The sequence below is a fragment of the Nonomuraea sp. NPDC048881 genome (genome assembly GCF_040649795.1).
Lineage (GTDB): Bacteria > Actinomycetota > Actinomycetes > Streptosporangiales > Streptosporangiaceae > Nonomuraea.
In genome coordinates this window covers 811,261-826,507 of the sequence record NZ_JBEZGC010000002.1, presented here as the reverse complement: position 1 = coordinate 826,507, position 15,247 = coordinate 811,261, and the positions used below count along the sequence as shown (strand labels likewise).

Genomic DNA, 15,247 nt, shown 5'->3' with positions numbered 1-15,247 from the left:
GAGGGGGGCTCACTCCTCCAGTTGCACGCCGAACGTCCTGAGCACCAGCGCCAGCATGGCGTAGTGCGCGACGAGGACGACCAGCTCGATCCTGCGCACCTCGTCGTAGCGGTCGCACAGGGCCGCCCAGGTGGCGTCGGTGAGGTCGCCCGCGTAGTGGAGGTCGTCGGCCACCTGTAACACCAGGCGGTCCTCGACCGACCAGAGGGCGTCGAGCTGGCGGACCGACTCGATCTCGACGTCGGTCAAGCCGACCTCGCGGGCGATGCGGGCGTGATGGGCCCATTCGTAGGCGCTGCCGCTGTGGAAGGCGGTGCGCAGGATGGCCAGCTCGCGGTCGCGGGCCGGCAGCGTGCCGTTGAGCAGCGCGCCGCCGAAGCGCAGCCAGCCCTGGTAGAGCGCGGGGTGCCGGCCCAGCGTCGTGAACACGTTCTGGGGGTTCGCCTGCTGAAAGTCGTCCCATTCCGCAGGAGGCAGGGGCTTCACTCGAGGCTTCATGGCCATGAGCATTCCCCAAATGAGCGTCCACTTGTCCGGTGGCGGCTTTACCGTCACTTAGGAGGACTTTCCACAGTGCGGGCTTTACGTCAGGATTGAGTGGCCCGCAGGACGTTGCAAGCCTGGTCGACCGCAAGGACCCCATGGTGATTCGAACGTTGCTCGCTGAGGACATGAACCTGGTACGAGGGGCGCTCGTGGCGCTGCTGGCCTACGAGGAGGACATCGAGGTCGTCGCCGAAGTCGAGCGGGGCGACCGCATCCTGGCCGCCGCCCAGTCGTGCCGTCCGGACGTGGCGGTGCTGGACATCGCCCTGCCCGGCATGGACGGGCTCGCCGCGGCCGGCGAGCTGCACGAGAAGCTGCCCGGCTGCGGCGTGCTGATCCTGACCGGCGTCGGCACCCCCGGGCTGCTGAAGCAGGCGCTGGAGGTGCACGTCCGGGGGTTCATGGCCAAGGACGCGCCGCCGGAGCGGCTGGCCGACGCCATCCGCCGGGTCGCCGACGGCGAGCGGGTCATCGACTCGGAGCTGGCCATCGCGGCCATGCGCCCGCCGGAGCCGCCGCTCACCCCCCGCGAGCTGGACGTGATCGGCGCGGCGGCCGACGGCGCCTCCATCGGGGAGATCGCCGCGTCGCTGTTCCTGGCCGAGGGAACGGTCCGGAACTACCTGTGCCGGACGACGTCCAAACTGGGCGCGCGCAGCCGCATCGACGCCATCCGCATCGCCCGCGAGTCCGGCTGGATCTGACCTCCCTCCGCCGTCCAGGCCCGCCCCCGCCCGCTCAAGGGCGGGTGTGGGCGGCCAGGAAGGCCAGGACGTCGGCGGCGAGCGCGATGGACCGGCTGACGGCGCGGGCGCCGTGGCCGACGTCGCGCTCGTGGCGCAGCAGGACAGGACGGGAACCGGCCCCCCTGGTCCCCTGGGCCCACTGCATGGCCGCGCACATCTTGCGGGCGTGCATCGGGTCCACCCGGGTGTCGGCGGCCGAGACCGTGAACAGCGTCGCCGGGTAGCCGGCGTCCGGCCGGACGTGGTGGTAGGGCGAGTAGGCCATCAGCCAGGCCAGGTGGTCGGGGTCGGCGGGGTCGCCGTACTCGCCGGTCCAGGACGGGCCGAGGCCGCTGAGGTGGTAGCGGGCCATGTCCAGCAGCCCGGCCGAGCAGACGGCGGCGGCGAACAGGTCGGGGCGCTGGGTGAGGGCCGCGCCGACGAGCAGGCCGCCGTTCGACTCGCCCCAGATGCCGAGCTGCTCCGGGGTCGTCCAGCCGTCGGCGACCAGTTTCTCGGCCGCGGCGACGAAGTCGTCGAAGACGTTCTGCTTGCGTTCCAGCATGCCGTCGCGGTGCCAGGACTCGCCCTCCTCGCCGCCGCCGCGCAGGTTGGCGATGGCCAGCACGCCGCCCGACTCCACCCAGGCCAGCGAGTCGGCCGCGTAGCCGGGCATGAGGGGGATGCCGAAGCCGCCGTACCCGTTGAGTATCGCCGGGCGCGGGCCCGAGCCGGAGGACAGCGCGACCACGACCATGCGCACGGGGGTGCCGTCGGCCGAGGTGTACTCCACGTGGTGGCTCCGCACGTCGGGCAGCGCGACCCGGCCGGGTGGGGCGGCCCACAGGGTGGCGGCGCCGGTGCGGGCGTCGTAGCGCCAGATCTCGGCGGGCGTGACGGCGTCGGTGTAGGTGAACCAGGCCTCGTGGCCGCCCTCGGGCCGGGAGCTGAGCGAGGCGATCGAGCCGCTGCCGGGCAGGGGCACCTCGCCCAGCCGCTCCCCCGTCCTGGCGTCGTGCACGGCGATCTCGCCGATCGCGTGGCGGGTCCTGGAGACCAGCAGGCGGTCGCCGTCCAGCAGGGTGAACGCGCCGAGCACCGCCCGGGGGTCCTCGGGAACCAGCTCGCGCCACACCTCGGGCTCGGCCGGGTCGGCCACGCACAGCCGGCGCCGGGGGGCGTTGCGGTCGGTGAGCAGGTACAGGCGGCCGTCGGAGGCCACCGCGCCCGCCGTGCGCACGTGCGTCCCCTCCTGGACGACCCGCAGCCGCGGCCGGGCCGGGTCGCCGCCGGACAGGTCCGCCAGCCAGAGCGAGTTGCCGGCCGTGCCGCCCGCGGAGATCGTCAGCCAGCGGCCGTCCGCGCTGAGCTGCACGCCGTACGAGATCGGCCCGCCGGTCAGGACGGGCACGTCGTCGGGGACGCCGAGCCGGTGCAGGTGCACGCCCTCGTGGAAGCGCACGTAGTAGAAGGCCTCGCCGCCGGGCAGCCAGGCGACCGGCGAGTAGCGGCAGCCGCCGATGGGGCCGTCCACGAGCTTGCCGGTGTCGACCTCCTCGACGTACAGGTCGGCCTTCTCGTCGCCGCTGCGCGAGATCTGGTAGGCGACCAGGCGGCCCTGCGGGTCGGGCTGCCAGTCGTCCAGGGTGGTCAGGCCGGTGGGGTCGCGGTCGGCCGGGTTCAGGAAGGGCCGGTCGTCGCAGTACAGGACCGGGTGCTCCTGGCAGCCGGTCTGCCGCAGGTGGAAGCGTCGGCCGCCGCGCCAAACGGGCGGGGTGACCAGGCCGGTGACGCTCAGCTCGGTGAGCCTGGCCAGGAAGCGCTCGCGGTCCGGCAGGCGCGCGGCGGCCGCCCGCCACAGCCGGTCCTGCGCGGCCAGCCATTCCCCGGTCCGCGGGTCGAGGGGGTCCTCCAGCCAGCGGTACGGGTCGGGGATGTCGCGCCCGTGGAGGCGGTCGGTGACCGGTTGACGTTCGGCGGGCGGGTACTCGTCTGCAAATGTCATGACACGGGCTCCGGTTGCCAGTGGCCGGCCAGGTCGGCGTACAGGGGCGAGACCCGGATCAGCTCGTCGTGCGTGCCGATCGTGATCCGGGGTCCGTCCATGAGCAGGACGCGGCGGGCGCGCAGCGCGGAGGTGAGGCGGTGCGCGACCACGATGAGCGTGCCGCCCCTGGCCGCGAAGGCGTTCTCGGCCAGGGCTTCGGCGGCGGGGTCCAGGTGACAGGTGGCCTCGTCCAGGATGACCAGCGGGGCATCGGTCAGGTGGGCGCGGACGAGGGCGAGGAGCTGGCGCTGCCCGGCCGACAGCGCCGCCGGATCCAGCGTGGCGTCGTACCCGCCCAGGCTCTCGACCAGGTCCGTGGCGCCCAGGGCGGCCACGGCCTCGTCCAGGCGGCCGGACCCGGGCGCGAGGTAGGCGAGGTTGTCGCGCAGCGTGCCGCGGAAGACGTACGCCTCCTGGGGGATGAGCACGCGGGCGGCGGGGTCGGCGCGGTCGGCGGGCACACCGCCGACCAGCACCTCCCCCTCGCCGGGCGGCAGGATGCCGCTGAGCAGGGCGGCGAGCGTCGACTTGCCCGCGCCGCTCGGGCCGACGACGGCCAGGTGGTCGCCCTCGGGGACGGTGAGATCCAGGCGGTCCAGGACCGGCGCCGAGTGCGGGCCGTAGGCGAAGGTGACCGACCGCAGCGTGACGTCGCCCCCGGACGGACGGACCTTGGGCGGCGACGGCGGCCGGGGCGGCGCGGCGGCGGCGATCCGGCGCAGCGTGGCCACGAGCCGCACGCCGCTCACCCCGAGCCCCTGGACGAGCCCGCCGAGCGCGGGGGCCAGCGACTGGGTGACGTAGGCCAGCGCGCCGACGATCACGCCGGGCCGGGCGCCGCCGTCGAGCAGCCAGGGCGTGCCGGCCAGCAGCAGGACGACGGGCAGCCAGCCGCCGACGGCCAGCGCGGCGGTGCGCACCGCGGTCACCCTGGCCAGGGCGCGGGCGGCGTCGCGCTGCGCGCCGACCTGGCGGGCCAGCCGCTCGTCCTCGCGGTCCTGCAGGCCGCACGCCTCGATGTCGCGCAGCCCGGCGGCCGTCGCGGTCATCGACCGGGCCAGCTCCTCGTCGGCCAGCAGGAACGCGCGCTGCCGCCGGGCCAGCGCGGGCAGCGAGGCCAGGAAGAACGCCAGCCCGGCCGCGAACGGCGGCAGCACCAGCACGAGCGTGCCCGGCGCCAGCGTCAGCAGCCCCAGCACCACACTGACCAGCGTGAACGCGAACCCCCTGACCGTGGTGACGACGGCGGCGAAGGCGTCCCTGGCCAGCTCGACCTGGAGCCCGGCCCGCGCGGTGGCCGCGCTGTCGGGGCGCTCGTCGAGCGGGCGGCGCAGCGCTCCCTGCACCACCCGCGTCAGGAGGTCGTCGCGGAACGGCTCGGCCACGGCGGCCACGGCCAGCACCACCTGACGGGCGCCGACGGCCGAGACCAGCCACGCCAGCCCGAGCGCCGCCAGCCAGGCCAGCCCGGTCAGCGGCCGGGCGCGGGCGAAGCCGTCCTCGATGGCGCGGGCGACGGCGTGCCCGACCAGGAAGGCGGGCGCGGCCTCCAGCACCGACCAGAGCAGGATGGCGACCAGCCGCCGCGGGTCGCGCACGAGCGCCCGCCGAAACCCGGCCGCCGCGCCGGGGACCGCGGGCACGCCGGGAGCCGCGGGGACGCCGGGAGCCGCGGGGACGCCGGGAGCCGCCGGGACGCCGGAGTCGGGGGTCATGGGCGGGCCTCCTGGAAGACTGCCCGGTAGGCGGGGTCGCGCCACAGCACGTCGTGCGGGCCGGCGGCGCGCACCCGGCCCTCCTCCAGCCAGACGACCTGGTCGGCGCGGGCGGCGGTGGCCAGGCGGTGGGCGGTGATCAGGCGGGTGCGGCCCCTGGGGTCGCCGGTGAGCGCCCGGCTGACCTCGCGTTCGGTGACGGTGTCCAGGCTGGAGGTGGCGTCGTCGAGCACCAGCAGCCGATCCCCCCGCGCGAACGCCCTGGCCAGGCCGAGCCGCTGCCGCTCGCCGCCGGACATGGGCGTCTCGGCCAGCGGCGTGTCGTAACCGGCGGGCAGCCGGCGGACGAACCCGTCGGCGCGCGCCGCCAGGGCGGCCTCCCGTCCCGCCTGGGAGCCGGGGACGGCGCTGATCGCCTCGCCGACGGTGTCGCCGACCAGCACCGGCCGCTCGAAGGCGTAGCCGATGGCCGAGCGCAGGCCGTCGCGGGTCAGCTCGCGCAGCGGGACGCCGTCGAGCAGCACGTCCCCGCGTTCGGGGTCGGCCAGGCGGCCGGCGAGCGCGGCCAGCAGGGACTTGCCGGAGCCGGACCGTCCCACCACGGCGGTGACCGTGCCGCCGGGGATCGTCAGGTCGCCCACGGTGAGCCCGTCGGCGGCGACGTCGCGGAACTCGACCGTGCCGGGGCCGGGCGGCAGCGCGCGCGAGCCGTGGCGGACCGGGGGCAGGGTGAGGACGTCGGCGACGCGGGCGGCGGCGGCCCGCGCCCTGGCCAGGCCGCCGACGTAACCGAGCGAGGTGCTGAGCGCGGCCCCGAGGGCGGCGTAGCGGGCGGCGGCGTACAGGTCGCCGACGGTGAGCCGCCCGGCGGCCAGCATGAGCCCCCCGGCGGCCAGCACGGCGACCTCCAGCAGCGGGATCATCAGCCCCGACCGGACCCCGGCGGAGGCGTTCGCGCGCCACAGGGCCATGCCGTGCGCGCGCAGCCGGGGCAGGGGCGCGAGCACCCGGCGGGCCTCCTGGTCGGCGGTCCCGGCGGCGGCGATGGTGCGGGCGCCGTCGAGGGCGTCCACGAGGCGGGCCGCGATCTCGCCCTGGATCTCCTGGTAGCCGCCGGAGATGACGGTCGTGACGCGCAGGAAGGCCCGCAGGACGAACACGATGACGACGATGCCCGCCGCGAGGGTGAGGGTCAGCAGCGGATGGATGAGGGTGAGCGCGACCAGGGCGCCGACGGTCGGCACCAGCAGCGCCAGGGCGCCGGTGACCGTCTCGGGGGCCCGTCCGGCCTCCTCGGCGTTCAGCCCGGCCCGGGTGACGAGGTCGCCCTCGGGGAAGCGGCGGGTGGCGGCCCGGCCGACGCCGAGCACGTGCCGCAGCACGCCGAGCCGCAGCCGGGCGGCCGCGTACGCGCTGCTCGCCCCTCTGGCCCAGCCGCCGAGGCTCTCGCAGAGCACCACCACGGCGACCACGCCCGCGCACAGCGCCAGGGCGGTGGCGGCGTCCGGCGAGCGGGCGAGGAGCAGGTCGAGCGTGCGGCCGACGAGGAACGGGACGGCCAGCTCACCGGCCGCGCCGGCGACGGCGGTGACCGCCAGCACGGCGGGCCACGGGCCGCAGCGCCGTACGGCGTCCGTCACCAGGCGGTCTCCCGGTCCCACCTGCCGGCCTCCTTCAGACTCGGGAGGTCCCCGCGCCACCACGAAACGGCGCGGGGACCCTGTCAGCTATCAGTGGCAGAGAGCGACACTGAGGTTGCTCGGGTGACCCGAGTGACACGTGAGAGCAGTGAGCGAGCTGCCGCCGCTGGCCACGTCGCTGGCCGCGGGAGCCTCCAGACCCTGCAGGTCGAGAAGAACCATGTTCTTACACCTCCTTCCGCGGTTGATCATGCGCAGGCCGCTCTGGTGCGGCCTCCAGGAACGGCAGGCGTGCCGGCTGGTCTCCCAGCACCGCCCCGAGGGCGAACAGCACGCCGGCCGTACCGGTCGCGAAATCCATGGACAGGCGCAACAGCCCGTCGCCGGGGAAGGCCAGGCCGCCGCCGTACGGCATGGCGTGCCAGCTCAACCCCTTGATCAGCTCGCGGGCCACCGGATCTCCGGCGAGTGCCGCGATGATGCCCGCGCGGCCGGTGAACAGCCCCGGCTGGACGAAGAACCCGGCGCGGGCGACCAGTTTGAGCCGGTCCAGCTCGGCGGCGAGCTCGTCGTCGTCGCGGTGCGTGAGATAGCGTCCGAGCACCATGGCGATGCCCACGGAGCCCTCGTCCAGGTAGGGCAGCATCCGCCAGCCCTGGTTCACCTGGAGCGAGCCGTCCTCCGAGGCCCGGCAGCGCCGCAGGTCCTGCCTGAGCGCGATCTCGGCCAGGTCGAGCAGCGCCCGGTCGCCGGTGTGCTCGTAGGCGTGCAGGAAGAGCAGGGCGGAGCCGGACGAGCCGTACATGAGGCCGGCTCTGGGGTTGTCGCCGCCGCTGATCTCGGGCACGTCCTCGGGGCCGCCGAGGCGGTCGGCGCAGATGTCCACCGCGCGCATGGCGTGCCCGGTCAGGGCGGGCTCGGTCCGGCCGAGGCGCAGGAGGTTCAGCCCGATGCCGGGCAGGCCGGAGAACAGCGCCGTCTCCAGGCGGTCCCACTGCTCGCGCAGGGCGATGTCGACGACGTCGAGCGCGTCCTGGCGGTGTCCGAGCCGGTCGAGGACGTGGGCGATGCCGTGCAGGCCGTCGTACAGGCCGATGCCGGAGCCGGGGGCCGGGCGCAGGGCGCGCTCGCGCAGCCAGGTCTCGTACTCGGGGAAGGGCCCGAGGCCGGTGGCCGACAGGGCGAGCAGCACGCCGGCCGCGCCGGTCGCCACGTTGAGGCCGCCACCGGGCTTGAACTGGGCGACGTCGCCGGGGAAGAGGCGGTCGTCGCGCCCGGGGGTCGCGCCGGCCCGGATGGCCCGGCACATCGCCTCCCGCAGCTCGGCCCAGGTGGCCGTCCCCGGCGTCGGCACGGGGGTCTCCACGGCCTGGTCACCCGCGATGGTCGCGGCGGCGGTGTCCATGAAGGCACCGGGGACGGGGAAGGTCTCCTTGACGATCCGCGCGAGCTGGACGATCTTCGGCCGGTGGATCGGCAGCATGATCGTGCACTGCGGGGCGAACAGGGCGAAGCGCAGGCAGGCCAGCGCGTACCGGTCGACCTCGACGCCGTGGCGGTCGCGCGGGGCGGCGAAGGCGGGATGGGCCAGCGCGGCCCTGGCCCGGTCCGCGGCGAGGGTGGCGACCTCGTAGTCGATGAGCACGACCCGGCCGTCCTGGGTGAGCAGGATGTTGTCGGGGTGCAGGTCGCCGAAGACGACGCCGCGTCCGTGCAGCGACTCGACGGCCTCCTCGACGCTCTCCAGGGTCGTGGTGGCCCAGGCGGTGTAGTCGGCGAGGTCCTGCTCGTCGCAGGTGGCGCTGGTCAGCGGGAAGCGGCGCACCAGCCGCCGCTGGAGCGGGGTGCCGTCCACGAACTCCTGGACGAGGAAGTGGTGGCCGCCGATGGTGAAGTAGTCGCGCAGCTCGGGGGCGGCGGGCAGGCCGGCCAGGCGGCGCAGCATGTCGCGCTCGTGTTCGAGCCTGGCGACCGCGTCCCGGCCGGCCACGTCGAGGCCGGCGTGCGGCCTGCCCTCCTTGAGCACCACCCGTTCGTCGGTGCGGGTGTCGCGGGCCAGGTAGACGCCGCCGCCGTTGGAGAAGTGCAGCACGCTCTCGATCCGGTACGGCAGCCCCTCCATGGTCACCGCGTTGCGCGCGGCCAGGTGGGGTTCGAGGAACTCGGGCAGCGTGGTCCAGGGCGGCACCGAGAACGTCGCGCCGCGCACGTCGGGGATCAGCTTGCCCTGGCCGTCCTCGACGGCCAGCACCCGCTCCCCGGACGGGGACAGGCAGTGCCGCTCGGCGAAACCGCCGTAGCGGACGAACATCGGCCCGTCGCCGTAGCGCAGGTCGCTCAGGATGTACGGCCCCTCGACGCCGCGCAGCAGCTCGTCGAGCTCCTTGAGCACGAGTTCGAGCTGCCCCTCGTCCCGGGGGTAGATGGTGACCAGCTTGCCGCTGGAGGCCCGGGAGGCGGCCTTGGAGTTGACCATGACCAGCACCGCCGGGCCGCGCAGGAACTTGAAGGCGACCCCGCGGGGCACGCAGTAGTCCCACACGGTGTCGACGACCTTCTCGGCGTCCTCGACGCGGGCCGACACGTGGATCTTCCAGCCCTGGGTCGGCAGGGGCGCCTCACCGGTGGGCATGTAGTACGCCCAGGTGTCGCTGAGCTCGTGGGCCCAGCCGTCGGGGACGGGCCGGCGCAGATGGGCGAAGTCGACGTCCGCCGCCGTGCTGTGGTCGGGAGTGTCGTAGAAACACTGGTCCACAAGGCAGTAGAGCTCGTACTTGTCCATTTGGCGCGGCCCTCCGAGGCGGTGTGCTTAGAGCCTGCCGCACCCGCGCCGGGTCGGACTAGTAACACGCAACATGAGCCATATATGGCTATGAAATGTGCTTTGATGCGTTTTTCACAAATGGTAATTATATGCGCGGGGCATAAACACTGAACGAGAATTCCCCGCTGCGCGACGTGGACGCCTCCAGCCAGCCGCCCAGCGCCGAGACGCGTTCGGCCAGGTTGAGCAGGCCCTGACCGGCGTCTCCCGGCCGGCGCGGCGGGCGCACGCCGTCGTTCCTGATGGACAGGCGGACCACATTGTCGCGTTCCATGAGCTGGATCCAGCACTGCCCGGCCTCGGCGTGCCGCAGCACGTTCGTCACCCCCTCGCGCAGCGCGTGCGTGAGGGCCTCCTCCACGTCGGGATGCAGGTCACGGCAGGCCACCCTGATCTGGCAGCGCACCCGCGCCGACTCCAGCAGCGCCCGCGCCGCGCCCAGCTCGGCCGCCAGCGAGGAGCTGCGCAGACGGCCGTGCGCGACGGCCCGGACGTCGGCCGACAGGTCCCGCAGCAGTTCGAGCGTCTCGCCCACCTCCTGCCGGGCCTTCTCGTCGTCCTCGGCCACCAGCCGCTGGATGAGCTGCGCCTTCAGCGTCAGGACGGTCAGCCGGTGCCCGACCAGGTCGTGCAGGTCGCGGGTGAAGCGGCGGCGCTCCAGCGTCACGGCCTGGCGCATGACGTCGGTACGGGCCCCGGACAGCCGGCGCACCCGGGCCAGCAGGCTCAGCAGCGCGAACTCCACGACGCCGATCAAGGGGGTGACCAGCGCCCACACCGGCTCGACCTGCCACGAGCCCGGCGCGGCCAGCAGCACCGGCCCGCACGACAGCGCCAGCGCCACCAGCACGAGCGACCTGACCCGGGACGCGACCACGAGCAGCGCGCCGGCCAGCAGCCCGCACACCGGCGTCCAGGCCGGCCCGAGCACCGCGAGCGGCACGTACGTCAGCCACGCCTGGACGGCCACCAGCCACCACGAGCCGGCCCGCCGCACGGGCTCCTCCAGGACGAACCTGCCGTGCAGCGTGAGCAGGACGGCCAGCGCCACCGACCCCTCGACCACCAGCCCCGATCCGGCCAGCCCGGCCTGCACCGGGATCACCAGCCCGACGCCGCCGGCCACCAGGCCGAGCCCGCCGGCCCAGCCGGGCGACGCCAGGACGTGCGCCTTGGAACGTAATCGAGGCGCCGGGCCACGGCGTGTGGCGTCCACCTCACCCCCGGTGTGCGGTTGACGTGACGGGACAGTACGCGTGGCGAGTGCGCTCACCGCTCCCTCGTTCCTCTAATCGACCTGACACGGCCACCTTGTGTAAAGACCGAGGCCGCTTCCGGACACGCTGACTTCCCACCCCACAAGGGGTTAGGCAGTTCATATCAGTCATAGGGTGTCGGTATGGAATACATGCGACTTGGCACCACGGGTATGAAAGTTTCTCGCATCTGTTTGGGGATGATGAGCTACGGCGATCCGGCGCGCCAGGAATGGGCATTGCCGGAGGAACAGGCCGAGCCGATCATCCGGCGGGCCGCCGACGCGGGCGTGACGTTCTTCGACACCGCCGACATCTACAGCCGCGGCCAGAGCGAGGTCGTCACCGGGGCCGTGCTGCGCCGGATCTTCCCCCGCCGCGAGGACTACGTGCTGGCCACCAAGGTCTACTTCCCGATGGGCAGGGGCGCCAACGACGGCGGGCTGTCGCGCAAGCACATCCTCGCGGCCGTCGACGCCTCGCTCGCCCGGCTCGGCACCGACTACGTGGACCTGTACCAGATCCACCGGTGGGACGACGAGACGCCCATCGAGGAGACCATGGAGGCGCTGCACGAGGTGGTCAGGTCGGGCCGGGCCCGCTACATCGGCGCGTCCACGATGTGGGCCTGGCAGTTCGCCAAGGCCCAGCACGTCGCCGAGGCCAACGGCTGGACGCGGTTCGTCTCGATGCAGAACCACTACAACCTGCTCTACCGCGAGGAGGAGCGGGAGATGCTGCCCCTCTGCGCCGACCAGGGCGTGGGCGTGATCCCGTGGAGCCCGCTCGCGCGCGGCGTGCTGGCCAGGGCGGGCGCGGCCGGCCCGGCGGCCTCCGCGACCGCCAGGACCGGCTCCGACGCGCGCATCGACTTCCTGTACGACCCCGACAACGACCGGCGCATCCTCGACCGGGTCGCCCAGCTCGCCGCCGAGCGGGAGCTGCCGCCGGCCCAGATCGCCCTGGCCTGGCTGCTGCACCAGCCGGGCGTCACCGCGCCGATCGTCGGGGCCACCAAGGACGGGCACGTGGACGACGCCGTGGCGGCCGTCGGGGTGGAGCTGTCGGACAAGGAGCTGGCGTTCCTGGCCGAGCCGTACCGGCCGCGGGAGGTCAAGTTCTGAGCACCGGGATTGTCGGTCGGAGATCCTAAGGTAGGGGCATGCGGGCTAATGAGGAGGCGGCGGCGGCGCTGCAGGAATACGCGGAGCTGTTCGCGCTGAGCGGCGGCGACGCCTTCCGGGTGCGGAGCTACCAGAAGGCGGCCAAGGCGATCGCCGGGTTCCCCGAGGACATCTCGGAGGTCGACGTGCGCGGCGTCCCCGGCGTCGGGGAGGCCATCGCCAAGAAGATGGAGGAGTTCCTCCAGCGCGGCAGCTTCCGGCAGCTCGACGACCTGCGGGGCCGCGTGCCCGAGGGCGTGCGGCGGCTCACCCGGGTGCCCACGCTCGGCCCCAAGACGGCCATCATGCTGTTCGAGGACTACGGCATCGACTCCACGGTGGCGCTGGGCGAGGCCATCACCTCCGGCCGGCTCGACGGCGTCAAGGGCCTCGGCCCCAAGACGCTGGCCAACCTGCTCAAGGGCATCGAGCAGCTTGAGCAGGCGGGCCGCCGGGTGCACATCGGCGTCGCCATGGCGCTGGCCGAGCAGGTCATCGGCTCGCTCAAGACCGAGCGGGTCGCGTACGCGGGGTCGCTGCGGCGGATGAAGGACACGATCGGCGACATCGACATCCTGGCGGTGGCGCCCGAGTCGATCATGGCCGACTTCCGCGCGCAGCCCTACGTCGCCGACGTGATCGCCGCGGGCGAGAAGAAGACCTCGATCCGCACGACCTCCGGCGTCCAGGTCGACCTGCGCCTGATCCCGGCCGGGTCGTGGGGCGCGGCGATGCAGTACTTCACCGGCTCCAAGGAGCACAACGTGGCCATCCGGGAGATGGCGGTGAAGAAGGGCTGGAAGCTGTCCGAGTACGGGCTGTTCGAGGGCGAGCGGGTGATCGCCGCGGAGTCCGAGGAGGACATCTACGAGGCGCTCGGCATGCAGTTCGTGCCGCCGCCCATGCGGGAGGACGGCGGCGAGGTCAAGGCGGCGCTGCGCGGCGAGCTGCCGGTGCCGGTGGAGCTGGCCGACCTCAAGGGCGACCTGCACACCCACACCGACCTCACCGACGGCATCGCCTCCCTGGAGGACATGGTGGCCGCCGGCGCCGCGCGCGGCTACTCCTACTACGCGGTCACCGACCACGCGCCCGACCTGGCCATGCAGCGCATGACCCTGGACAAGGCGCTGGAGCAGCGCGGGCGGGTGGCGGAGCTGCAGAAGAAGTATCCGCACATGCGCATCCTGCACGGGTCGGAGCTCAACATCGCGCCCGACGGGTCGGTCGACTGGCCGGGCGAGGTGCTGCGCGAGTTCGACGTGTGCGTGGCCTCCGTCCACTCGCACTTCGGCATGTCGCGGGAGGAGATGACCCGCCGGTTCATCACCGCCTGCGAGAACCCGTACGTCGACATCATCGGCCATCCGACCACCCGGAAGATCGGCAAGCGGCCGCCGGTCGACGCCGACTGGGACGCCGTCTTCCGGGCGGCCGCCCGTACGGGCACCGCGATGGAGATCGACTCCTACCCCGACCGCTCCGACCTGCCGGCCGACCTGGTGCGGCTGGCCAAGCACCACGGGGTGAAGTTCTCCATCGACAGCGACTCGCACGCGATCCCCCACCTGGCCCACCAGCGGTTCGGGGTCGGGATCGCGCAGCGGGCCTGGCTGACGAGCGACGACGTCATCAACACCTGGCCCCTCGACCGCCTCCTCGCCTTCCTGGGCCGGTAACCCTCCGCCCGGGTCGAGGCGGGCGGCCGGGCACGTCCAGCGTCGGGATGCCCAGTCCGGCAGGGCCCGCCATGGCCTGTCGGGGGTGCGGCCCGCATCGGGGCTCGGAGTGGGCCGCACCCCTGGTTGGCGCGCGGGTCTGCGCGGGCCGCATCAAGGCGCCGGTCGGGTGCGGCCCGCACCCAGCGCGGGCCGCACCCGAGCCTCGACGGGGGCATCCGCCGCGGATGGTCGCGGCCCTGCTCCAGGAGCGGGCGTCCACCAGAATTCCTGCTCTCAAATTCGGACTTAACACCCCAAAACGGGACATTTGCCGTAGCCTTGGAGCGGCGCCGCTCCTTGGAGTGCGGGCCGGCGCACACACCCGGCGTCCGGTCGAGCGGCACGCGCCGGCCCCTCCGACGGACGGCACGCGTACGGCTCCGCCGCGCGAGCGGCGCACCCAGACCTTCTGGCGCCCGCGCGGACCGCGTGCACACGAGCCCCACCCGCAGGCAGTGCGCGCCCGGACGACGCCGTCACTCGCCGACTCGGCCGCCGTCCGGGCCCCGGACCCCGGGCCGCAGGACCGGCAGCCCGGCCCGCAGCCGGTCCAGGAACTCGTCGACGTTCAGGCAGCGGTCCTCCGCGTCGACGACCTCGGGCACGAACGCCTCGACGATGCCGTCCCCGACGGCGAAGTCGGCGTCGTCGTCATCGTCGTCGTAATTGTTCACCCAGCGCCCGCCGGGGGCGTACACGTCCATGGCGTGGTCGTAGTCGATCACCCAAGGGGTGTCGACGATCCCGGTCCGCAAAGAGCCGTGGTTGTACCAGCCGTAGACCAGGTGGGTGAAGGCGCCGTCGTGGATGTAGATCTCCGCTTCGCCGCCCTCCAGGGTCTCCGCCTCGGTGTGACCGCCGACGTACAGGCCGGGCCGGTCCTCATAGAGCGCGATCGGGCCGTTGACCTTCAGGTCGCCGGTGACCACGATCAACTCGACGTTGCCCTCGGTGTCGCCGCCGCGCAGTTCGTTGACGGCGTCCAGGAAATCCCCGTCGAGGGTGAGGTCGCCGTCGAAGAACAGCACCTCGTCGTAGCCGGGCGACGCTCCCGCCCCCTCGAACACGGCGGACAACGCGCCGCCCAGACGGGCATCGGCATCGGCATAGGACAGGGATGCGGCGATGGCGGATATCGGCATGGGGAAGAGCCTAAGCCCGTGTACTGACAATCCGGCGTGCGGCGTATGCGGGGTTCCTCAGGAAGTGTGCGCGTGGCCCCGCCGACAGATGGCGCGCGCACGGTCGTCTCGGCAGATGACGCGCGCAGGAACCCTCCTGCGGTCGGTGCGCCAGGAAGCCAGTCCGGCAGCCCGCGCGGCACCCGTCCGGCGGAAGGGGACGGGGTCCGGCTGGTGGCGGGACAGCGCCCGGCCGTCGGCGGGTGTGCGCGTAGATCCTTCTGCTTCGCTAGCTTGGACGGCGATGGAGGACAACCAGCCCCCGCGCCCCGCAGCCCCGGACCCGGCCTCCGCGCCCCGGCCCGCCGACTCCGCCGCCGGGCCACCCCGCGATCCGGCCAACCCTCCCGCCGCCGCGCCTGATTCCAGCAAAGGTCCCGCCGTCGGGGCGCCGGGCGGTCCTGCCGGGGCGTCCGCGCCGCGCCTCAG

11 protein-coding genes are annotated in these 15,247 nt (G+C 73.7%); 3 read left to right on the top strand and 8 right to left on the bottom strand.

The features are described 5' to 3' along the window. Window positions 1-9: 9 nt before the first annotated feature. Window positions 10-498: a carboxymuconolactone decarboxylase family protein gene (locus tag AB0C33_RS09340; protein WP_358285328.1), complete on the bottom strand. Its 489-nt coding sequence runs from the start codon at window positions 496-498 to the stop codon at window positions 10-12. A 143-nt stretch (window positions 499-641) separates the two neighbouring features. On the opposite strand from AB0C33_RS09340, the gene AB0C33_RS09335 reads away from it, so the two are divergent. Beyond that, a complete protein-coding gene (locus AB0C33_RS09335; RefSeq protein WP_358285326.1) occupies window positions 642-1,250 on the top strand; it encodes a response regulator transcription factor in 609 nt (202 codons plus the stop codon). Window positions 1,251-1,284: 34 nt separating this feature from the next. Here the strand turns inward: AB0C33_RS09335 and AB0C33_RS09330 are convergent, their stop codons facing one another. The 6 genes from AB0C33_RS09330 to AB0C33_RS09305 all read right to left on the bottom strand — a co-directional run bounded on the left by AB0C33_RS09330 (window position 1,285) and on the right by AB0C33_RS09305 (window position 10,713). Continuing rightward, complete coding sequence (locus AB0C33_RS09330) at window positions 1,285-3,276, bottom strand: prolyl oligopeptidase family serine peptidase (protein WP_358285324.1); 1,992 nt, start codon at window positions 3,274-3,276, stop codon at window positions 1,285-1,287. After that, window positions 3,273-5,033, bottom strand: a complete 1,761-nt coding sequence (locus tag AB0C33_RS09325) for an ABC transporter ATP-binding protein (protein ID WP_358285322.1) — start codon at window positions 5,031-5,033, stop codon at window positions 3,273-3,275. The genes AB0C33_RS09330 and AB0C33_RS09325 overlap by 4 nt, the downstream gene beginning before the upstream one ends. Beyond that, on the bottom strand, window positions 5,030-6,694 hold the full coding sequence (locus AB0C33_RS09320; protein WP_358285319.1) for an ABC transporter ATP-binding protein: 1,665 nt from the start codon (window positions 6,692-6,694) through the stop codon (window positions 5,030-5,032). The genes AB0C33_RS09325 and AB0C33_RS09320 overlap by 4 nt, the downstream gene beginning before the upstream one ends. A gap of 69 nt (window positions 6,695-6,763) precedes the next feature. Further along, entirely contained in the window at window positions 6,764-6,895 is a 132-nt protein-coding gene (locus AB0C33_RS09315) for a SapB/AmfS family lanthipeptide (RefSeq protein WP_352327332.1), read from the bottom strand. Window positions 6,896-6,899: 4 nt separating this feature from the next. Further along, on the bottom strand, window positions 6,900-9,455 hold the full coding sequence (lanKC, locus tag AB0C33_RS09310) for a class III lanthionine synthetase LanKC (protein WP_358285317.1): 2,556 nt from the start codon (window positions 9,453-9,455) through the stop codon (window positions 6,900-6,902). Between the two features lie 127 nt (window positions 9,456-9,582). Next, on the bottom strand, window positions 9,583-10,713 hold the full coding sequence (locus tag AB0C33_RS09305; protein WP_358285314.1) for a histidine kinase: 1,131 nt from the start codon (window positions 10,711-10,713) through the stop codon (window positions 9,583-9,585). Window positions 10,714-10,896: 183 nt separating this feature from the next. Here AB0C33_RS09305 and AB0C33_RS09300 point away from each other — a divergent pair, with 183 nt between their 5' ends. Together AB0C33_RS09300 and polX are read left to right on the top strand one after the other, a co-directional pair. After that, window positions 10,897-11,877, top strand: a complete 981-nt coding sequence (locus AB0C33_RS09300; protein ID WP_358285312.1) for an aldo/keto reductase — start codon at window positions 10,897-10,899, stop codon at window positions 11,875-11,877. A gap of 38 nt (window positions 11,878-11,915) precedes the next feature. Continuing rightward, on the top strand, window positions 11,916-13,595 hold the full coding sequence (gene polX / locus AB0C33_RS09295; RefSeq protein ID WP_358285310.1) for a DNA polymerase/3'-5' exonuclease PolX: 1,680 nt from the start codon (window positions 11,916-11,918) through the stop codon (window positions 13,593-13,595). Window positions 13,596-14,113: 518 nt separating this feature from the next. Here the strand turns inward: polX and AB0C33_RS09290 are convergent. Then, window positions 14,114-14,779, bottom strand: a complete 666-nt coding sequence (locus AB0C33_RS09290) for a hypothetical protein (RefSeq protein ID WP_358285308.1) — start codon at window positions 14,777-14,779, stop codon at window positions 14,114-14,116. Window positions 14,780-15,247 lie beyond the last annotated feature (468 nt).